This window comes from Ottowia sp., assembly GCF_016703145.1.
GTDB lineage: Bacteria > Pseudomonadota > Gammaproteobacteria > Burkholderiales > Burkholderiaceae_C > Ottowia.
Window position 1 is genome coordinate 744,250 of record NZ_JADJCO010000003.1, and the last position, 21,134, is coordinate 765,383.

Annotated in this window: 14 protein-coding genes and 1 pseudogene; 9 read left to right on the forward strand and 6 right to left on the reverse strand. The window is 69.5% G+C overall.

Annotated elements, in window-relative coordinates; all coding sequences use genetic code 11:
• Positions 1 to 10: 10 nt before the first annotated feature.
• Positions 11 to 1,147 (reverse strand): YeeE/YedE family protein, encoded by a 1,137-nt coding sequence (locus IPG65_RS07160; RefSeq protein WP_293188548.1) that lies wholly within the window; start codon positions 1,145 to 1,147, stop codon positions 11 to 13.
• Positions 1,144 to 2,103 (reverse strand): sulfurtransferase, encoded by a 960-nt coding sequence (locus IPG65_RS07165; protein WP_293188549.1) that lies wholly within the window; start codon positions 2,101 to 2,103, stop codon positions 1,144 to 1,146. Before IPG65_RS07165 ends, IPG65_RS07160 begins: the two co-directional genes overlap by 4 nt.
• A 114-nt stretch (positions 2,104 to 2,217) precedes the next feature.
• Between IPG65_RS07165 and IPG65_RS07170 the strand changes: the two genes are divergently transcribed.
• The 6 genes from IPG65_RS07170 to IPG65_RS07195 all read left to right on the forward strand — a co-directional run bounded on the left by IPG65_RS07170 (position 2,218) and on the right by IPG65_RS07195 (position 11,341).
• On the forward strand, positions 2,218 to 2,925 hold the full coding sequence (locus tag IPG65_RS07170; protein ID WP_293188550.1) for a glutathione S-transferase N-terminal domain-containing protein: 708 nt from the start codon (positions 2,218 to 2,220) through the stop codon (positions 2,923 to 2,925).
• Between the two features lie 48 nt (positions 2,926 to 2,973).
• Positions 2,974 to 5,748 (forward strand): DEAD/DEAH box helicase family protein, encoded by a 2,775-nt coding sequence (locus IPG65_RS07175; RefSeq protein ID WP_293188551.1) that lies wholly within the window; start codon positions 2,974 to 2,976, stop codon positions 5,746 to 5,748.
• Positions 5,745 to 7,262, forward strand: coding sequence for a restriction endonuclease subunit S (locus IPG65_RS07180; protein WP_293188552.1), 1,518 nt, complete (start codon positions 5,745 to 5,747; stop codon positions 7,260 to 7,262). The genes IPG65_RS07175 and IPG65_RS07180 overlap by 4 nt, the downstream gene beginning before the upstream one ends.
• 171 nt (positions 7,263 to 7,433) lie before the next feature.
• The gene (locus IPG65_RS07185) at positions 7,434 to 8,903 is read left to right on the forward strand and encodes an ATP-binding protein (RefSeq protein ID WP_293188553.1); all 1,470 of its coding nucleotides are present in this window, start codon (positions 7,434 to 7,436) and stop codon (positions 8,901 to 8,903) included.
• A 132-nt stretch (positions 8,904 to 9,035) separates the two neighbouring features.
• Positions 9,036 to 10,514 carry a class I SAM-dependent DNA methyltransferase gene (locus tag IPG65_RS07190; protein ID WP_293188554.1) on the forward strand — a complete coding sequence of 493 codons (1,479 nt, stop codon included), beginning with the start codon at positions 9,036 to 9,038 and terminating at the stop codon, positions 10,512 to 10,514.
• 203 nt (positions 10,515 to 10,717) lie between these two features.
• Positions 10,718 to 11,341, forward strand: coding sequence for a glutathione S-transferase family protein (locus IPG65_RS07195; protein ID WP_293188555.1), 624 nt, complete (start codon positions 10,718 to 10,720; stop codon positions 11,339 to 11,341).
• Between the two features lie 410 nt (positions 11,342 to 11,751).
• On the opposite strand, the gene IPG65_RS07200 is transcribed toward IPG65_RS07195, so the two are convergent.
• From IPG65_RS07200 to IPG65_RS07215, 4 genes are all read right to left on the reverse strand, one after another.
• Positions 11,752 to 12,009 carry a hypothetical protein gene (locus IPG65_RS07200; RefSeq protein ID WP_293189989.1) on the reverse strand — a complete coding sequence of 86 codons (258 nt, stop codon included), beginning with the start codon at positions 12,007 to 12,009 and terminating at the stop codon, positions 11,752 to 11,754.
• Between the two features lie 30 nt (positions 12,010 to 12,039).
• On the reverse strand, positions 12,040 to 14,355 hold the full coding sequence (locus IPG65_RS07205; RefSeq protein ID WP_293188556.1) for an FdhF/YdeP family oxidoreductase: 2,316 nt from the start codon (positions 14,353 to 14,355) through the stop codon (positions 12,040 to 12,042).
• 31 nt (positions 14,356 to 14,386) lie between these two features.
• Positions 14,387 to 17,365: an excinuclease ABC subunit UvrA gene (uvrA, locus tag IPG65_RS07210; RefSeq protein ID WP_293188557.1), complete on the reverse strand. Its 2,979-nt coding sequence runs from the start codon at positions 17,363 to 17,365 to the stop codon at positions 14,387 to 14,389.
• A 185-nt stretch (positions 17,366 to 17,550) separates the two neighbouring features.
• Positions 17,551 to 18,057: an ecotin family protein gene (locus tag IPG65_RS07215; protein ID WP_293188558.1), complete on the reverse strand. Its 507-nt coding sequence runs from the start codon at positions 18,055 to 18,057 to the stop codon at positions 17,551 to 17,553.
• A 131-nt stretch (positions 18,058 to 18,188) separates the two neighbouring features.
• Between IPG65_RS07215 and IPG65_RS07220 the strand changes: the two are divergent.
• From IPG65_RS07220 to ssb, 3 genes and pseudogenes are all read left to right on the forward strand, one after another.
• Positions 18,189 to 19,354 (forward strand): annotated as a pseudogene (locus IPG65_RS07220) (MFS transporter).
• Between the two features lie 133 nt (positions 19,355 to 19,487).
• On the forward strand, positions 19,488 to 20,471 hold the full coding sequence (locus IPG65_RS07225) for an IPTL-CTERM sorting domain-containing protein (RefSeq protein ID WP_293188559.1): 984 nt from the start codon (positions 19,488 to 19,490) through the stop codon (positions 20,469 to 20,471).
• 83 nt (positions 20,472 to 20,554) lie between these two features.
• Positions 20,555 to 21,064 (forward strand): single-stranded DNA-binding protein, encoded by a 510-nt coding sequence (gene ssb / locus IPG65_RS07230; RefSeq protein ID WP_293188560.1) that lies wholly within the window; start codon positions 20,555 to 20,557, stop codon positions 21,062 to 21,064.
• Positions 21,065 to 21,134 lie beyond the last annotated feature (70 nt).

Genomic DNA, 21,134 nt, shown 5'->3' on the forward strand with positions numbered 1-21,134 from the left:
GGACGGCCCTTCAGAACTTGAAATGGCGCCGCACCCGCAGCCCCACCAGCGTGCCCAGGAAGGCCATCGGCACCCAGATCCACCCGTGCAGGCTGCCCGTGCTGATGCCGCTGACCATGGCGCCCACGTTGCAGCCGAAAGCCAGGCGCGAGCTGTAGCCGAGCACGAAGCCGGCGATCAGCCCCACCACCCACTGCGTGCCGGTCAAGGGGCGCGCGTCCTGCGGCCTGCGGGGCGCCACCCACAGCGCGCCGGCCAGGATGCCGATGTTGGTGATGCTGGTGATGTCCAGCAGCAGCGTCTCGCGCAGGCGCTGGGCGTGGCCGGGGTCGCTCCAGAAGGCGTTGTGCGCCGGGTCGAACAGGCCCAGCGCCGTCACCGCCTTGGCCGCCCACAGGCCGAAGCCGTACACCACGCCCCAGGGCTGGCCGGCGATGAACAGGTTGAGCGCGGCGAACACCGCCAGCACCAGCGCCCCCCACACCCAGCGGGAGGGGATGCGCCGCGGGCTGAAGTGCTGGCCGCTCCACAGCCCCACGCCCACGGTGACCACGGCCAGGCCCGCCAGCGTGGCCGCCAGCGCGCCGCCGGCGCCCAGCAGCGGCACCAGCCCCACCGGCTCGGCCGCGCCCAGCGCCAGCCAGCCGTTGAGGTGCGCCGAGCCGGCGAAGCTGCCCAGCGCGAACAGCGGCAGGATGCCCATGTTCAGCGGCACGCCCAGCCCCGCCTTGTACAGCGTGCCCGAGCCGCAGCCGTCGGCGATCTGCATGCACAGCCCGAACACGAAGGCGCCCACCAGCAGGCTGACCGAGGGCGGGCCCAGCGCCGCGTGCGTCTCGGGGAAATGCGCCAGCATCGGCATCGACAGCGCCGCCAGCACCGCCAGCAGGATGATCTGGCCGTACACGCCCGCCGGGTCGCGGTTCTCCACCAGGTGCCGCCAGCCGGTGGTGAAGCCGAAGCGCGCCGCCGCCAGGCCCCAGCCCAGCCCCACGCCGACCAGCAGCAGCAGCCCCTGGCGCGCCGACACCGACCACACCAGCCAGCCGAACAGCGCCAGCACGCAGGCGGCCAGCGGCAGGCGCCGCGCCCACAGGCCGGGCGGCCGCGTGGCCGTGTGTTGAATGGGGGAGGCGAGCGTGTTCATGGGGCCTTGGTTCCCAGGTTGCGGTGCGCCCAGCCCAGGGCCATGTAGCGCAGTTGCCGCCAGCGGCCGGGTTCGTTGGCCATGGGCAATGGCGCGGGCGACTGGGTCCATTCGACCATCGAGCCGGGGTACATGCGCACGCCGGGGCGGCCCAGCACCTCCGACAGCACGAACCAGTCGGTGGCCGACCAGTGGCCGGTGTTGCAGAACGCCACCACGGGCGCGCCCGGCGGCGCGTCCAGCGCGTCGGCCTCGGCGGCGAGCGAGGCCTTGTCCAGCAGCGCCGCGCTGCCCAGCTCGAAGAACAGCTCGCTGTCCACGCTGACGGCGCCGGGCAGCGTGCCGCGCGCGCGCGCCGCGTCGTGCGCGATGCGGCCCTGGAAGTAGGGCGGCGGGCGTGCGTCGATCAGCAGCGTGCCGGGCTGGCCGATGGCGGCCTTCACCTCATCGCGCGTGGCCATCCAGCGCGGGTCGAAGCGGGGCTGCCACGCGCTGCGCGGCGCCGCGGCCGGCGCGCTGCTGACGGGCAGGCCGGCGTCCCGCCAGGCCGCCAGGCCGCCGTTGAGGATCGACAGCCGCGCCATGCCCAGCGACTTCAGCGTCCAGTAGGTGCGCGCCGCGTTGCCGAAGTCGGTGGCGTCGATGCCGGTGTAGACGACGACCGCGTGCGTGTCGGGCGTCAGGCCCAGCTCCTGCACCAGCGCGGTCAGCTCGGCCAGGGGCGGCACCTGGCCGGGGCTGGTGTCCGGCCCGCGCCAGCGGCCGTAGGGCGCCGACACCGCGCCGGGCAGGTGCTGCAGCGCGTAGGCCGGCCCTTCGCGCACGTCGATCAGGCGCACCGCGCCGGCCGCGGCCAGCGGCTGCAGCTCCGCCGGGGTGAGCAGCGGCCCGGCCGCCTGGGCGGCGCCCGACGCCAGGGCCAGGCAGAGCAGCAGGAATCGGAGCGCGGAACGCATGGCGAAGGACGAAGGTTGGAAAGATAAGCGAAGCCGCATATTGTCGCGTGCCAAGGCGCCACGCCCAAATACCCAGGCGTTGGAAGCTGATGCGCGGGCGCTACGATGCGCCGCATGATCACCCTCCACACCGCCGCCACGCCCAACGGCCACAAGGTCTCCATCGCGCTGGAGGAGCTGGGCCTGCCCTATGAACTGCGCGTGCTCGACCTGGCCGCTGGCGAGCAGAAGCGCCCCGAGTTCCTGGCCCTCAACCCCAACGGCCGCATCCCCGCCATCGTGGACCACGGCGCGGATGATTTCGCCGTGTTCGAGTCCGGCGCCATCCTGATCTACCTGGCCGAGAAGACCGGCCGCCTGATGCCGCGGGACGCGCAGGGCCGCTCGCGCGTCATCCAGTGGCTGATGTTCCAGATGGGCGGCATCGGCCCCATGATGGGCCAGGCCAACGTGTTCCTGCGCTACTTTCCCGAGAAGATCCAGCCCGCCATCGACCGCTACCAGGCCGAGTGCCGCCGCCTGTTCGAGGTGCTCGACGGCCACCTGGCGCGGCACGAATGGCTGGCCGGCGACTACTCCATCGCCGACATCGCCAACTGGGCCTGGGTGCGCACGCACCGCTGGTCGGGCGTGCCGATCGACGGGCTCGACCACCTGCGCCGCTGGCGCGACGCCATCCGCGACCGGCCGGCGGTGCAGCGCGGCATCGAGCGCCCGCCCTCCAGGATCGATCTGACGCGCGACGGCGACGAACAGGCGCGCGCATTTTCCGAACAGGCCCGCGCCATGGTGGTGACCGGGGGCAACCCGCCTCGCCAGTAACATCTGACGCCGCCACCGCTACAGCCGCCGTCACTCTCCCTTTCTTGCATGACGCCAGAACAAAAGGCCCGCCTGCTGATCGACCAGAAGCTTGAAGCCGCGGGCTGGCGGGTGCAGGACGTGAAAGACCTGAGCCTGGGTGCGGGCCGGGGCATCGCCGCGCGCGAATACCCCACCGACACCGGCCCCGCCGACTACCTGCTGTTCGTCGACCGCCAGCCCGTCGGCATGATCGAGGCCAAGCGCGACGAGGAAGGCCATCGGCTCAGCGTGCACGAATCACAGACCGCCGGTTACGCCAACGCCGCGCTGAAGTGGCGCAAGAACCAGGCGCCGCTGCGCTTCCTGTACGAGGCCACGGGTCAAATCCTCTGGTTCACCGATGGCGCCGACCCGGTGCCGCGCGCCCGCGAGCTGTTCCACTTTTTGCGCCCTGAAACCCTGGCCGAATGGGCCGCGCAACCGGACACCTTGCGCGGCCGCTTGCGCCACATGCCGCCGCTGCCCGAACGCAAGCTGCGTGACTGCCAGATCAGCGCCGTCACCGGGCTGGAGCACTCCCTGGCCCGGAACAAACCGCGCGCCCTGATCCACATGGCCACCGGCGCCGGCAAGACCTTCACCGCCATCACCGCCGTGTACCGCCTGCTGAAGTTCGCGGGCGCCCGGCGCGTGCTGTTTCTGGTCGATACGCGCAACCTGGGCAAGCAGGCGCACCAGGAATTCATGGCCTACACGCCGCCCGACGACGCCCGCACCTTCACCGAGCTGTACAACGTGCAGCGCCTGGCCTCCAGCCGCATCGACCCACACGCGCAGGTCTGCATCAGCACCATCCAGCGCATGTATTCCATTCTCTCGGGCACCGAGTTGTCCGAGGACAGCGAAGACATTTCGCCCTTTGACGCCGCGCCCGCGCTCAAGGGCGAGCGGCTGGTGCGCTACAACCCCGCCGTGCCGGTGGAAAGCTTCGACTTCATCGTCATCGACGAATGCCACCGCAGCATCTACAACCTGTGGAAGCAGGTGCTGGACTATTTCGACGCCTGCCTCATCGGCCTCACCGCCACGCCCGACAAGCGCACCTTCGGCTTCTTCAACAGCAACGTGGTGGCCGAATACCACTACGAGCAGTCGGTGCTCGACGGCGTCAACGTCGGCTATGACGTGTACGAGATCGAGACCGAAGTCACCGCCAGGGGCGGCAAGATCGAGGCGCGCGAATGGGTGGACCACCGCGACCGCCTGACCCGCGCCAAACGCTGGGCACAGACCGAGGAAGACACCGACTACGGCAAAACCCAGCTCGACAAATCCGTGGTCAACCCGGATCAGATCCGCGCCGTCATCCAGGCCATGAAAACGGCGGTCGAAACGCGCATCTTTCCCAGCCGCGCCGAAACCCCCAAGACCCTGATCTTCGCCAAGACCGACAGCCACGCCGACGACATCATCCGCACCGTGCGCGAGGTGTACGGCCGGGGCAACGACTTCTGCCGCAAGGTCACCTACAGCGAGAAAGACGCCGACGCCGTGCTGGCCAACTTCCGCAACGAATTCCACCCGCGCATCGCCGTCACCGTGGACATGATCGCCACCGGCACCGACGTCAAGCCGCTGGAGGTGCTGCTGTTCATGCGCGACGTGCGCAGCCGTGGCTACTACGAACAGATGAAGGGCCGCGGCGTGCGCAGCCTGGACGCCGAATCGCTGAAGAAAGTCAGCAACTCCGCCAGCGGCGCCAAAGACCGCTTCGTGCTCATCGACGCCGTGGGCGTCGAGCAATCGCTCAAGACCGACAGCCGCCCGCTGGAGCGCAAGCCCGGCGTCAGCCTGGACGCGCTGCTCAAGGGCGTGGCCTTTGGCGAGCCCGACGCGGACACCGTGCTCAGCCTGGGCAACCGCCTGGTGCGGCTGGCCCGGCAGCTGGACGACAAGGCACTGCGGCGCATCGCGCAAGCCAGCGGCGGCATCGGCCTGCATGATCTGGCGCGCGGCCTGGTGCAGGCGCTGGACGCCGACCGCATCACCGCCGATGCGCTGGCCGCAGCCCAGGCGGCGGGCATCACCCGCAACGAAGCCACCTTGACCGACGCCGAACTGCAAGCCGCCAGGCAACAACGCCTTGCCGCCGCCTGCGCGCCCTTCGACGTGCCGCCACTGCGCGACGCCATCGAATCCGCCCGGCGCGACCGTGAGCAGCTCATCGACACCCTCAACCCCGACAGCGTGACGCGCAGCGAATTCGCCGCCCAGGCGCAAGCCAATGCCCAGGCCGTCATCCAGCAGTTCAGCGACTTTCTGCAAACCCACCGCGACGAGCTGGCCGCCCTCAGCTTCTTCCATGCGCAGCCCTACCAGCGCCGCGCCCTCACGCTCGACATGATCGAAGACCTGCACGAGCGCCTGAGCCGCCCGCCGCTGTTGCTCACCACCGAAAAACTCTGGAGCGCCTACGCCCGCGTGCGGGAAGGCCAGGTGCGTGGCACGGACACGCGCCGCCAGTTGACCGACCTGGTGACGCTGGTGCGCTTCGCGCTGGGCCTGGACGAGGAACTGCGCCCCTTCGCCGACAGCGTGGACCGGAAGTTCGCCGACTGGGTGTTCCGCCACAACGCCCAGCGCGCCACCGCCTTCACGCCCGAGCAAATGGACTGGCTGCGCCTGATGAAGGACCACATCGCCGCCAGCTGCTGCATCGAGCGCGACGACTTCGACTACGCCCAACTGGCCGCGCGCGGCGGCCTGCAGAAGGCGTGGCATGTGTTTGGCGGGGAACTGGATGGGTTGATGGCGGGGATGAATGAGGAGTTGGTGGCGTGAGGGAGATTGAGGTTTTTGCCACCCTTGGTGAAGTCGCTTATGAGCCTGTTTCCCAGGCCGGTCCGACTGAAGGCAGCGATTTCAGCTACGTTGACATCGGTAGCGTGGATCGGGAAAACAAAGTCATCAGCGACGCGAAGCAACTTGCACACTCCGACGCGCCGAGCCGCGCGCGGCAGGTGCTGCATGCGGGCGATGTGCTGGTTTCGATGACGCGGCCCAACCTCAATGCAGTTGCGCAGGTTCCAGCATCGTTGGACGGTGCTATCGGCTCCACAGGCTTCCAAGTCTTGCGCACGCAATGGATGGAGCCTGGCTTTCTTCGCTATCTGGTGCAAAGTGCGGAATTCATCGACGCCATGAGCGGAGTGGTACAGGGCGCGCTGTATCCGGCGGTACGCCCCGCGGACATTGCGAAGTTTCGATTTCGGCTGCCGCCCCGCGCCGAGCAAACCCGCATCGTCGAAAAACTCGAAGAACTGCTGGGCGGCCTGGACGCCGCCGTGGCCGAGTTGAAGGCCGCGCAGCGCAAGCTGGCCTCGCTGCGCCAATCGCTGCTGAAGGCGGCGGTGGAAGGCGCGCTCACGGCGCCATGGCGCGCGGCCCATGCGCCGACGGAAAGTGGCGCGCAACTCCTGCAACGCATCCTCGCTGAACGCCGCGCCCACTGGGAAGCGAGGCAACTCGCCAAGTTCGCGCAAGCCGGCAAGACACCGCCCAGGGGCTGGCAAGCCAAGTATCCGGAGCCTGCTGCGTCGGATCTCAGTGATTTGCCGGCGCTGCCACAAGGGTGGGTGTGGGCGAACTTGGACGCGCTTATCGACGAAGGCCCGCAAAATGGTCTGTACCTGCCTCGTGAGCGATACGGCAGCGGGACGCCGATGCTGCGAATCGACGACTATCAAATCGGCTGGCACCGCGCACGAAGCGAACTGAATCGCGCCAGCGCCAGCGCAGATGAGTGCATGACTTATTCGTTGCACGTCGATGACGTCGTCATCAATCGCGTCAACAGCATGACGCATCTTGGAAAGTCTCTCCTCATAGGAAAAGAACTCGAAGACGCATTGTTCGAGTCGAACATGATGCGATTCCGGTTGTTCGAGCATGTGCGCGTGGCGTTCGTCGTCCTATACCTCGGCTCGGATATTGGGCGTGCACGCCTGACGGCGGATGCGAAATGGGCCGTCAACCAAGCGAGCATCAATCAACAAGATGTTCGCGCTACCTCAATCCCATTTCCACCTTTGGAAGAACAAACCGAAATCGTCGAGCAACTCACCGCCGCTCTCGCCGCCGTCAAGGAGCAAGAAGCCGCCATCGAAAAAGGCTTGGCACAAGCCGCCGCCCAGCGCCGCAACATTCTCAAAGCCGCCTTCGCTGGCCAGCTCGTGGCGCAGGACCCACGTGATGAGCCGGCCAGCGCGCTGTTGGCGCGCATCCGGGCCGAGCGAGCGGCGCAAGGTGCGGTGCACAAGAAGCCGCGCGGGCGCCAAGCGAGGGAGGCCGCATGACAGGCGTCGATGGGCGCCATAGGCCCGCTCCAGCGCTTGGCGCGTCTGCTGATTTGTTTGACGGGTACTTGATTGGAGCGGCTTGGGCGTCGTCAGGTGTTCATATAAATCAATGGCTTACGTCAATTTTCTTGCTTGACGGGTACTTGACTGGCGTTGTGCAAACGGGGGATGGGCGCGATGACGCAGGCGGATGATTACAGGCACAGCCTGGTGACCGAATTGGTCAACCTGCCTCGGGAAACGGGCTGGGTCGAGTTCAAGCACAACAAAGCCGACCCGCAGGAGATCGGCGAGTACATCTCGGCCCTGTCCAACACGGCGGCCCTGAAGGGCAAGGCCAAGGCCTATGTGGTGTGGGGCGTCGAGGACGGCACGCATGCTGTGGTGGGTACGGGGTTCGACCCTGGGGCGGCCAAGGTAGGAAATCAGGAACTGGAGAGCTGGCTGTTGCAGCAGCTTGGCCCGAAGCTCAATTTCGCATTTCACTCGGTCACGCACACCGGGCAGCCCGTGGTCGTGCTGGAGATGGATGCGGCGTTTCGGCATCCGGTGCAGTTCCAGGGGGCGGAATGGGTGCGGGTGGGTTCGTACAAGAAGCGGCTGCGCGAGTTTCCCGAAATGGAGCGCGAGTTGTGGCGCACGCTGGACCGGACACCGTTCGAGTGGCTGATCGCGGCGGAAAAGCTGGCCGGGCAGGATGTATTGGCGTTGTTGGACTACCCCGCCTATTTCGCCCGCATGAATGTCCCGCTGCCCGATGGGCATCAGGCGCTGCTGGCGGCGTTGGCCGCCGACCGGCTGGTGGAGCGCATGGACAGCGGGCATTGGCGCATCTTCAATCTGGGCGCGCTGCTGTTCGCGCGGCGCCTGGCGGATTTCGGCTCGCTGGGCCGAAAGGCCATCCGGCTGGTGCGCTACCACGGCAACGACAGGCTGAATGCACATCCCGAACCGCCATTTCCGCAAGGCTATGCCAGCGCGTATGAGCAGGTCATCCAGACCCTGCATGGATGGTTGCCGGGCAATGAGGCGATCGGCAGGGCCGTGCGCAAGGATGTCCGGATGTACCCGGACGTCGCCATCCGCGAATTGGTTGCCAATGCGTTGATCCATCAAGACCTCTCGGTCACGGGCACCAGCCCGCTGATCGAGTTGTTCGACGACCGTCTGGAGATTTCCAACCCAGGGGCGCCGCTGGTGGACACCGAGCGTTTGCTGGACACGCCTCCACGCTCGCGCAACGAAGCCATGGCGTCGATGATGCGGCGCATGAATGTGTGCGAGGAGCGAGGCACGGGGGTGGACAAGGTCGTGGGCAGTTGCGAGCTGTACCAGTTGCCGGCCCCGCAATTCGAAGCCACGGACGGCTTCACGCGCTCGATTCTGTTTGCCATGCGACCGCTGACCCGCATGGAGCCCAGGGAGCGGATTCGTGCCGTGTATTGGCATGCCTGCCTGCGCCATGTGAATGGACAGCACACCAACAACACCACCGTGCGCAAGCGCTTCGCCATCGCGGACACGAACAGCGCCATGGCGAGTCGTTTGCTTAAAGAGGCGGAGGCGGCTGGCGTGATCCGTACCTTCGACCCCGTTGCCGCGCCCAAGTTGCGCCGCTACGTGCCCTGGTGGGCTTGACGGCGTTTGCTTGATCGGTGCCTTGATCAATGCCTGTGTTTTTATGCATTAATGAATGAAATTTTATACAAATCAATGGGTTATGAGAATATTTCTTGGGCCTTTACTTGACGGGTATTTGACTGAGCAGCCATGAACGCCTCCACCCTCGTCCAGAAAATCTGGAACTTCTGCCACACCCTGCGCGACGATGGGGTGGGCTATGGCGACTACCTGGAGCAGCTGACGACGCTGCTGTTCCTGAAGCTGGCGCACGAGTATTCGCAGCCGCCGTACCACCGCGACACCCACATCCCGAGAAGCTGCGACTGGCCCAGCCTGCGCGGCAGGACGGGCGAGCCGCTGGAGGCGCATTACCTGCACGTGCTGCACCGGCTGGGCGAGGAGCCCGGCATGCTGGGGGCGATCTTCTTCAAGGCGCAGAACAAGATCCAGGACCCGGCCAAGCTGGCGCGGCTGGTGCAGATGATCGATGCCGAGGACTGGATCAGCCTGGACGTGGACACCAAGGGCGACCTGTACGAAGGGCTGCTGCAGAAGAACGCCGAAGACACCAAGAGCGGCGCGGGCCAGTACTTCACGCCGCGCCCGCTGATCCGGGCGATGGTGGAATGCGTGCGGCCGCGGCCTGGCAAGACCATCGCCGATCCGGCCTGCGGCACGGGCGGCTTCTTCCTGGGCGCGTATGCGTGGCTGACGCGCGAAGGCGCCACGCTCGACAAGAAGCAGAAAGCCTTTCTGCACCGCGAGACCTTCTTTGGCAACGAGATCGTCGCCGCCACGCGCCGCTTGTGCCTGATGAACCTGTTCCTGCACAACATCGGCGACCTGGACGGCGAACCGACGGTGGAGCGGGCCGATGCGTTGATCGCCGAATCACGGCGCAAGTTCGACTACGTGCTGGCCAATCCGCCCTTCGGCAAGAAGAGCAGCATGACCATCACCAACGCCGACGGCGAGGAGGACCGCGACGCGCTGACCTACGAGCGCCAGGACTTTTGGCAGACCACATCCAACAAGCAGCTCAACTTCCTGCAGCACATCGTCTCGATGCTCAAGACCACCGGGCAGGCGGCGGTGGTGCTGCCGGACAACGTGCTGTTCGAGGGCGGCGCGGGCGAGCGGATTCGCCGCAAGCTGCTGGAAACCTGCGACGTGCACACCTTGCTGCGCCTGCCCACGGGCATCTTCTACGCGCAGGGCGTGAAGGCGAACGTGCTGTTTTTTGACGCCAAGCCCAAGGACGGCAAGGCGCAGACCCAGGGCGTGTGGATCTACGACCTGCGCACCAACAAGCATTTCACGCTGAAGACGCGGCCACTGCGTTTCGAGGATTTGCAGGACTTCATCGCGGCGTACCAGCCGGGCCAACGCCACCAGCGAACGGCGTCGGAGCGGTTCAGGTACTTTGACTACGCGACGCTGACCGCCCGCGACAAGGCCAGCCTGGACATCTTCTGGCTGAAGGACGACAGCCTGGATGATCTGGACAACTTGCCCGCGCCGGATGTGCTGGCGCAGGAAATCATCGAGCACCTGGAGGCAGCGCTGGCCGCATTCCGGGAAGTGGCTGCCGCGCTGCCTGCTCGCGTGCCTACCCTCAACCAATAACCTAGATTCGGCGGTTGACCACCATGTTTTCTCTGCAAGGCCGCGTCGTCTCCCCTGCAGGGCGCGGGCCGTCCAGAGGCCGGCCCCGTTCACGCCGTCCACAGGCGCGCAGGCGCCTGTGGAGCCGCGGCGTTCACCCTTGCCTGCCACGCCGATCGCGGCACTGGCGGGTGCGTTCAACTACCGAATCTAGGTTGACTCCCATGAAGCTCTACATCGCCCCCCGCGCCCCCAGTCCCCGCCGCGTGCAGATGTTCATGCATGAGAAAGGCATCACCGGCATCGAGCTGGTGCCGGTGGACATCAACGCCGGCGAGCACCGCGGCGCCGCCTACCGCGCCAAGAACCCGGCCGGCCGCGTGCCCGCGCTCGAACTTCAGGATGGCCGCGTGCTGAGCGAGACGCGCGCCATCTGCACCTGGCTGGAAGGGCTGCACCCCGAGCCCAACCTGATGGGCGTGGACTTCGACGAGCGCGCCTTCATCGAGATGCACGACCGGCAGGCCGAGTGGTACTGGCTGCTGCCGATCGCCAACGCCATCCGCCACACGCACCCCGGCCTGGCGCCGCTGGAGCAGCCGCAGTTCGCCGACTTCGGCCGCTCGCAGGGCGAGAAGGTGCGCGAGTCGGCGCGCTGGCTGGACGAGGCCCTGGCGCGCCAGCCCTGGATCGCCGGCGAACGCTTCACCATCGCCGACATCACCGCCTTCTGCGCCCACGAGTTCGCGCGCGGGCTGCTCAAGTTCGACGCCGGCGCCGAGGGCTTCGCCGCGCTGCGGGCCTGGCGCGACCGCGTGGCGGCGCGCGAGAGTGCCCGCGTCGGCTGACTTTGGGGCGGCGCGGGCCAGGGTGAAGGACGCGAGGCGATTCAACCTAGAAACGGCAGTTGACCGCTTGCCACCCTCGGGAAAGCCGCGTGAGCATTGACCTCGACGGCTTCGATGACCTTCACCTTTCGGGTGAGAGCGCTACGCACCCGCCAGCACCGCGCTCGCCGCGCCATGCGGCGTTGCTCCTCCTTGCGCACAACACTGCGCCGCGTCGTCTCCCTTGCAGGGCGCGGCCCAGCCAGAGGCTGGGCCTGTTCGCGCCGTCCACAGGCGCGCAGGCGCCTTTGGAGCCGCGGCGTTCACCCTTGCCTGCCACGCCAATCACGGCACTGGCGGGCGCGTTCAACTGCCGTTTCTAGGTTCAAGGTCCATTCGGCCTCAACCCCGTGCGTGGTGGGCGCCGGCAGCTATTCTTCTGGGAGCAAAAGCGCCTGCGCGCGGCCCCGTTCCGTCAGCCGCGCACGCCAGCCGCCCTCGTGCTGCCAGACCCGGACCCAGCCGGGGCCGGGCACGCCGCCCAGGGCCGCGTCGCCCATCAGCGAGAGCTGCCGCAGCAGCACGCTGGCCCCCTGGCCCAGCCGCTTGCCCAGGCGCGGCAGGGACACGTCCCGGTCCGGCGGCTCCTGCGCCAGCGCGCGCAGCAGGGCCGCCGCCAGCGGCGCCATGGGTGCCATGGGGGTGGCCATCGGGCCGCGTCAGGCGCCGTCCGCCGCGGCCCCCTGGTGCGGCAGCACCACCACCGGGATCGACTTGGAGGTCGGCGTGCCCGCCCCGAGGGCGGTGGCGGACAGGGGCACCAGCGGGTTCGTCTCCGGGTAGTAGGCGGCGAGGTTGCCGCGCGGGATGTCGTAGGCCACCAGCCTGAAGCGGTCGGCCCGGCGCTCCTGCCCGTCGTCCCACACCGTCACCAGGTCCACCCAGGCGCCGTCCCGCAGGCCCAGCGCCCGGATGTCCCCGGGGTGGATGAACACCACGCGCCGCTGGCCGAACACGCCGCGGTAGCGGTCGTCCATGCCGTAGATGGTGGTGTTGTACTGGTCGTGCGAGCGGGTGGTCAGCAGCGTGAACACGACCGTGCCGCGCACGCGCTGGCGCGCCCGGTGGGAGGGCGTGTCGCGCGGCACGGCGTGCGGCACGAAGCCGGCCTTGCCGGACGCCGTGGCCCACACCCGCTCGCTGGCGGTGTTGCGCAGGCGAAAGCCGCCCGGCACCGCCACGCGCGCGTTGAAGTCCTCGAAGTCGTCGAACACCCGCTCGATCAGGTCGCGGATGCGGCCGTAGTCCTCCACCAGCCACGGCCACGGCGTTTTGCTGCCCCTGCCGCCCGGCCCGCCCAGCGTGGCCGCCGCCAGGCGCGCCACGATGGCCGGCTCGCTCAGCAGGTGCCCGGACGCCGGCGGGTTGATGCCGGCGGAGAGGTGCACCATGCTCATCGAATCCTCCACCGTCACGCCCTGCGCGCCGCCGGCCTGCAGGTCGATCTCGGTGCGGCCCAGGCAGGGCAGGATCAGCGCCGCGCGCCCATGCACCACGTGGCTGCGGTTGAGCTTGGTGGCGACGTGCACCGTGAGGTCGCACTGGCGCAGCGCCTTCCACGTCTCGTGCGTGTCCGGCGTGGCGGCGGCGAAGTTGCCGCCCAGCGCGAAGAACACGCGGCCCCGGCCGGCGAGCATCAGCCGGATCGCCTCCACGGTATCGACGCCCGGCGCGCGCGGCGGCTCGAACCCGAACACCTGCCGCAGGCGGTCGAGCAGCGCGGCGGGCGGCTTCTCCCAGATGCCCATGGTGCGGTCGCCCTGCACGTTGCTGTGGCCGCGCACCGGGCAGGCGCCCGCGCCCGGCCGGCCCAGGTTGCCGCGCAGCAGCAGCAGGTTGACCAGCATCTGGATGGTGGCCACCGAATGGGGGTGCTGCGTGATGCCCATGCCCCAGCAGACGATGGCGCTGCCGGCGCCGATGTACACCTCGCCCGCGCCGCGCATCTGCTGCTCGGTCAGGCCCGACTCGGCCTCCAGCACGGCCCACGGTTCGGCGCGCAGGTCGGCGGCCAGCGCCTCGAAGCCGGTGGTGTGCTCGGCGATGAAGGCCCGGTCCAGCACGCCGCCGCGGGCCGCCTCCTGCTCCAGCACATGCTTCATCATGCCCTTGACCGCCGCCAGGTCGCCGCCCACGCGCAGCTGGAAGTAGTGCGTGCTGATCGGCGTGGCGCCCAGCGTCGCCATCTCCAGCTTGCTCTGCGGGTCCTGGAAGCGCTGCAGCCCGCGTTCGCGCAGCGGGTTGAAGCTGACGATGCGCGCGCCGCGCTGGTGCGCCGCGCGCAGCTCGCCCAGCATGCGCGGGTGGTTGGTGCCCGGGTTCTGGCCGAAGATGAAGATCGCGTCGGCCCGTGTGAAGTCGTCGAGCGTCACCGTGCCCTTGCCCACGCCGATCTGCGGCTTCATCGCCGCGCCGCTGGGCTCGTGGCACATGTTCGAGCAGTCGGGAAAGTTGTTGGTGCCGTACTCGCGCACGAACAGCTGGTAGAGGAACGCGGCCTCGTTGCTGGTCCGGCCCGAGGTGTAGAAGATGGCCTCGTCGGGGTCGGGCAGCGCGTTCAGGTGCCGCGCGATCAGCGCGAAGGCCGCGTCCCAGGCGATGGGCGCGTAGCGGTCGCTGGCCGCGTCGTAGGCCATCGGGTGCGTGAGCCGGCCCTGGTCTTCCAGCCAGAAGTCGCTCTGCCGCGCCAGCTCGCGCACCGTGTGCCGCGCGAACAGCGCCGGCCCCGCGCGCCGCGCCGTCGCCTCGGCCGCCACCGCCTTGGCGCCGTTCTCGCAGAACTCGAAGGTGGAATGGTGGTTGCGGTCCGGCCAGGCGCAGCCGGGGCAGTCGAAGCCGTCCGGCTGGTTGGCCGACAGCAGCGTCTTCGCGCCCTTGACCGCCGCGTCCTGCTTCAGCAGCGCGTTCGCCACGCCGCGCAGCGCGCCCCAGCCGCCGGCGGGGCCGGTGTAGAACGCGATCTTCTGCTCGGACATCGGGCGAGTGTGGGCGGCGGGTTGCGCTCGGTCAAGGGGCGTCAGGCAGCAGGCGCCGCAGGTAGCGCCCCGTGTGGCTGGCCGGGTTGGCCGCCACGTCCTCGGGCGTGCCTTGCGCCACCACCGTGCCGCCGCCGTCGCCGCCCTCGGGGCCCATGTCGATCAGCCAGTCGGCGGTCTTGATGACGTCCAGGTTGTGCTCGATGACGACGATGGTGTTGCCCGCGTCGCGCAGCTGGTGCAGCACCTTCAGCAGCAGCTCGATGTCGGCGAAGTGCAGGCCGGTGGTGGGCTCGTCCAGCACGTAGAGCGTGCGGCCGGTGTCGCGGCGCGACAGCTCCTGCGCCAGCTTCACGCGCTGCGCCTCGCCGCCGGACAGCGTGGTGGCGCTCTGGCCCAGGGTGATGTAGCCCAGGCCCACGTCCAGCAGCGTCTGCAGCTTGCGCGCGATGGCCGGCTGGTCCTTGAAGAAGCCGTGCGCCTCCTCCACCGTCATGGCCAGGATCTGGGCGATGTCGCGGCCCTTCCACTGCACCTCCAGCGTCTCGCGGTTGTAGCGGCGGCCGTGGCACACGTCGCAGGGCACGTACACGTCGGGCAGGAAATGCATCTCCACCTTCACCACGCCGTCGCCCTGGCAGGCCTCGCAGCGCCCGCCGGCCACGTTGAAGGAGAAGCGCCCGGGGCCGTAGCCGCGCTCGCGCGCCGTGGCGGTCTCGGCCATCAGCTCGCGGATGGGGGTGAACAGGCCCGTGTAGGTGGCCGGGTTGCTGCGCGGCGTGCGGCCAATGGGCGACTGGTCGACCGCGATCACCTTGTCGAACTGCGCCAGCCCCTCGATGGCGGCGTGCGGCGCCGGCTCGGCGTGGGCGCGGTGGATCTCGCGCGCGGCGGCGGCGTACAGCGTGTCGTTGACCAGGGTGCTCTTGCCCGAGCCGGACACGCCGGTGACGCAGGTGAACAGGCCGACGGGGAAGTCCACCGTCACCTGCTTCAGGTTGTGCCCCTGGGCGCCGGCGATGCGCAGCACGCCGTCGGGTGCGTGGTTTTCAAGCGTTTTCGGGCTCTGGCCAGCGCCGGTATTGCGCGGGTAGCTATTATTAATGAAGCGCTTGCGCTGCCGGGGCAGCGCGATGCGGCGCGCGCCGCGCAGGAACTGGCCGGTCACCGAGTCGGGCGCGGCCGCCACCTGGGCGAAGCTGCCCTGCGCCATCACGCGCCCGCCGTGCACGCCGGCGCCGGGGCCCAGGTCGATGACGTGGTCGGCGGCGCGCATCATGTCCTCGTCGTGCTCGACCACCAGCACGCTGTTGCCCAGGTCGCGCAGGTGCTGCAGGGTGGCGATGAGGCGGTCGTTGTCGCGCTGGTGCAGGCCGATGCTGGGCTCGTCCAGCACGTACATCACGCCCGTCAGGCCGCTGCCGATCTGCGACGCCAGGCGGATGCGCTGCGCCTCGCCGCCGGAGAGCGATTCGGCGCTGCGCTCCAGGCTGAGGTAGTTCAGGCCCACGTCGTTGAGGAACTTCAGCCGGTTGCCGATCTCGCGCACCACCTTGTCGGCGATCTCGGCCTTGGCGCCCGTCAGGCGCAGCGCGCCGAAGTACGCCAGCGCCTCGCCCAGCGTGACGTGGCTGATCTGGTAGATGGCGCGCGACTGCCCGCCCTCGCCGATGCGCACGTGGCGCGCCTCGCGCTTCAGGCGCGTGCCGCCGCATTCGGTGCAGGGCTGCTGGCTGCGGTAGCGCGCGAGTTCCTCGCGCACCACGGGCGAGTCGGTCTCGCGGTAGCGGCGCGCCATGTTGGGCAGGATGCCCTCGAACGGGTGCTTCTTGCCGACCTTGCGCCCGGCGGACTGGCCGCTCTCGAAGGTGTAGCTGAACTTGATCTCCTCCTCGCCCGAGCCGTGCAGCAGCACGTGGCGCACGCGTTCGGGCAGCTCCTCGAACGGCGTCTCGGGGTCGAAGCGGTAGTGCCTGGCCAGGCTCTCGACCAGCGCGAAGTAGTAGCCGTTGCGCCGGTCCCAGCTCTTGATGGCGCCGCTGGCCAGGCTGAGCGAGGGGAAGGCCACCACGCGCTCGGCGTCGAAGAACTCCATCGTGCCCAGCCCGTCGCAGCCGGGGCAGGCGCCGGCCGGGGCGTTGAAGGAGAACAGGCGCGGCTCCAGCTCGGCGATGGAGTAGCCGCACACGGGGCAGGCGAACTTGCTGTTGAACAGATGCTCGCGTCCGCCGTCCATCTCCAGCGCGATGGCGCGGCCCTCGGCCAGGCCCAGCGCGGCCTCGAAGCTTTCCGCCAGGCGGCTGGCCATGTCCGCGCGTACTTTCAGGCGGTCGACCACCACGTCGATGTCGTGCTTCTCGGCCTTCTTCAGCGCCGGCAGGCTGTCCGCCTCGACGGTGGCGCCATCGACGCGAAAGCGCACGTAGCCCAGCGCCTGCATCTGCGCGAACAGCTCGGCGAACTCGCCCTTCTTGCCGCGCGCCACGGGCGCCAGGATCATCAGTTTGGTGTCCCCGGGCAGCGCCAGCGCGGCGTCCACCATCTGGCTGACGGTCTGCACCGTCAGCGGCAGGTCGTGGTCGGGGCAGTAGGGCGTGCCGGCGCGGGCGAACAGCAGGCGCAGGTAGTCGTGGATCTCGGTCACCGTGCCCACGGTGGAGCGCGGGTTGTGGCTGGTGGCCTTCTGCTCGATGGCGATCGCGGGCGACAGGCCCTCGATCAGGTCCACGTCGGGCTTGTCCATGAGCTGCAGGAACTGGCGCGCGTAGGCCGACAGGCTCTCGACGTAGCGGCGCTGCCCCTCCGCGTACAGCGTGTCGAAGGCCAGCGAGGACTTGCCCGAGCCCGACAGCCCCGTCAGCACCACCAGCTGGTTGCGCGGGATGTCGAGGTCGATGTTCTTGAGGTTGTGCGTGCGCGCGCCGCGGATGCTGATGCGCTGCGCGCGCAGCGCGGCGGCCAGGGGCAGGCCGTCGTCGGCGTCTGAAGCAAGGGAGAGGGTGTCGGTCATGGCGGGCGGCCCTGGGCGCAGGGCAACCGGCCATTATCCGAAAACCGGGACTTCGGCGCCGGGGCCGCCCCCGCCGTCCGCCGAGGGGGCTGGCGAGGGATCGGATTTCAAGCCAAATCGGCCTCAAGCCCGCATGGACATTACGCCAACAGCTATTAAAAAATGAGCTTTTGGCGCGGCGCGCATCAGCGCCGCGGCGCGTCCTGCGCCGCCCCGGCGCGCCACACGCGGTAGCGCAGCGCCATGCCCTCGGGCACGAAGACGACCACCGGCAGCCTGCTGTTGTAGCGCACCAGGGTGGATTCGGCCTGCACGAAGCCGGGGCGCTGGCTGCCGGGCGGGCAGGCCATCATGGTGTCGCGCACCTGGCCCTGGCTCCGCAGCACCCAGTAGGTGTAGCCCCAGCCGGCCACGTCGCGGGCCTCGAAGCGGCCGTCCATGCCGCGGCTGTTGCAGTCCACGGTCATGGACTTGACGCCGATCAGCTCCAGTTGGCGGTCCGCCTCGTCGGGCAGGGCCGGCAGTTCGATCACGTGGCGGCGGTGGCCCGCCAGGCTGGACGGGAAGGCCTTCAGTTCCGGGCTGGCGGCCGGGTTCGGGGCGGCTGGCGCGGCGGGAGGCTGCTGGGCGCAGGCGGCCAGCAGGGCGCCGCACAGCGGCAGCAGGGCGAGGAGGCGGGGGGTGGTGTTCATGGACGGAATCTACCAAGCGGACGATGCCCGACAATACCCGCTGCCCGGCCGCCAGCCGGCACGCCTTGCGCCGCATGCCGATGTCAGACCCCGCCTCGTCTTCCGTCCCCGATTCGCCCACCATCCACCGCATGACGGCCGCCGAGCGGCGCGCCACGCAGTCGCTGGCGGCCATCTTCGCGCTGCGCATGCTGGGGCTGTTCCTGGTGCTGCCGGTGTTCGCCATCGAGGCGGCGCGCTACCCGGGCGGCGACGATCCGGCGCTGGTGGGCCTGGCCATGGGCCTCTACGGCCTGACGCAGGCGCTGATGCAGGTGCCGCTGGGCCTGGCGTCCGACCGCGTGGGGCGCAAGCGCGTGATCGTGCTGGGCTTGCTGCTGTTCGCCCTGGGCAGCGCGGTGGCGGCGCTGGCCGGCAGCGTGCAGGCGCTGGCCGTGGGCCGCGCGCTGCAGGGCGCGGGCGCGGTGTCGGCGGCGGTCACGGCGCTGCTGGCCGACCTGACGCGCGACGAGGTGCGCACCAAGGGCATGGCGCTGGTCGGGGCCAGCATCGGCCTGGTGTTCGCCGTGTCGCTGGTGGCCGCGCCGCCGCTGGTCGGCTGGCTGGGGCTGCCGGGGCTGTTCTGGCTCACCGCGCTGCTGGCGCTGGCGGGCATCGCCGTGGTGCTGCGCTGGACGCCGGCCGAGCCCGCGCGCCACACGGGCGAGCCGCGCGGGCGCCTGGCCGAGGTCTGGCGCCACCCGCTGCTGTGGCGGCTGGACCTGGGCGTGTTCGTGCTGCACACGGTGCAGATGGCGATGTGGGTGGTGGTGCCGGGCCTGCTGCTGCAGGCGGGCTTGCCCAGGTCGGCGCACTGGCAGGTGTACCTGCCGGCGGTGCTGGCCTCGTTCGCGCTGATGGGCGGGCTGTTCGCGCTGGGCGCGGCCACCTGCGCGCGGTGCTGCGCGGGGCCATCGCGCTGCTGGGGCTGGCGCAACTGGCGCTGCTGGGGCTGGCGCCCCAGGCGCCGGGGGCGTGGGCGCTGGGGGTGGTGCTGTTCGTCTTCTTCGTCGCCTTCAACGTGCTGGAGGCCAGCCAGCCCAGCCTGATCTCGCGCCTGGCGCCGCCCGGCGCGCGCGGCGCGGCGCTGGGCGTTTACAACACGCTGCAGTCGCTGGGCCTGTTCGCCGGCGGCGCGCTGGGCGGCTGGATGCTCAAGCACGGCGGCGCGCCGGGGGTGTTCGCGGCGACCACGCTGCTGGTGGCCCTGTGGCTGCTGCTGGGCTGGGTGCAGCAGGTGTCGGCGGCGAAGCCCTGAGCCCCTGAACACGCCGAACCTCAGGGGAGTGGCGGCCGGTGTGGAGCGGATGCCACACGCATGTGAAGCATTGCTCGTGAATAAGTTGCTTTTTCTTATAATTCTGAGTTATTCACACAAAGAGGAGACTCAGATGTCGAACCGAGCGATGCGCCAACGTGGTTTGTTCGTGGGAGCCGGGCTGTTCCTGGCTGCGGCCGGGGCGGCCCTGGCGCAAACCGTGCCGTACACCACGCCCGGCTCCTACAGCTACCAGGTTCCCGCGGGAATCAGCGCCATCCGGGTGACGGTGGCGGGCGGCGGCGGCGGCGGCGGCGGGGTTGACAGCTCGGGTGGCGTAGGTGGCCAAGGCGGCGCTGGCGCCCTGCTCAGCGGCACCATCGCGGTCACGCCGGGCAGCACCGTGCAGGTGCTGGTGGGCGGCGGCGGTGAGTTCGGCGCCTCGGATAGCGCCGACGCTACCCCGTCCGTAGGCGGCACGGGGCTGGGGGCCGGCGGAGCGGGCGGTGCGGCGGGCGGTCAGGGTCTCAGCGGCGCGGGCGGCGGCGGCGGCGGCAGCAGCCGCGTATCGGTGGTCGGCATCGTGTTGCAGGCCGCGGGCGGCGGTGGTGGTGGTGGCGGCAGCTTTACCGACAATGGAAATGGTGTAGCGGGAACCGCGGCGAGCGCCGCGGCCTCCAGCAACGCCAATTGCGCCACGGGTGCCCAGGGCGGCGCGGGCGGTAGCCCGGGCGCAAACGGGGATGGCGGCGGCGGCGGCGGCGGCGGCGGCGGCGTGACCGGCGGCAGCAGCGGCGCGGCCGGAGCCGATGGTCCGGGCGACAGCGGAAGCGGCGGCGGCGGCGGTGGGGCTGGTGGATCCTGCTACCTGGGCGCGGTGCAGAACCTTGTGACCACGGCGGACGGCGGCACGGGCGGCACGGGAGCCACGTTTGAATCCGGAGAGGCGGTGGAGATAACGGACGCTACCGCCGGCGGCAATGGCGCGGTGACACTGACGCTGGTGGCCGCGCCGGCACCGGTGCCGGTGCCTACCCTGGGCGAGTGGGCGTTGGGCTTGCTGGCTTTGCTGGCGGCGGCCCTGGGCACCCAGGGCATGCGCCGGCGGCGCGCGTAGCGGCGGCGGGTGCCGCTGGGCTGCGGCACAATGTTGAAAGTAGCCGGCCGGCGTGCCGGCTTTTTTCGCAGCACATTTCCATCATGGCCTCAGTCAACAAAGTCATCCTCGTCGGCAATCTTGGGCGCGACCCCGAGATGCGCTCCTTTCCCAATGGCGACCAGATCGCCAACGTCACGCTGGCCACCACCGACAAGTGGAAGGACAAGGCCAGCGGCGAGCCGCGCGAGCACACCGAATGGCACCGCCTGGTGTTCAACGGCCGGCTGGCCGAGATCGCCGGCCAGTACCTGCGCAAGGGCAGCCAGATCTACATCGAGGGCAGCATCCGCACCCGCAAGTGGCAGGACACGCAGAGCGGCCAGGAGCGCTACAGCACCGAGGTCCGCGTCGACCAGATGCAGATGCTGGGCAGCCGCCAGGGCATGGGCGGCCCGTCGGACGACGGCGGCGGTGGTGGCTACGACGCGCCGCGCCGGGCCGCGCCCCCCGCGCCCGCGGCCCGGCCCGCCGCCGCGCCCCGCGCGCCGGCGCCCGCGGCGGGCAAGCCGGCGTCGGGGTTCGACGACATGGACGACGACATCCCATTCTGAAGAGTGGTCACCGAGGGCAGCGATGCCCTCTTTTTTTCATAGAGCAACAACACATAGGAGACGACGGATC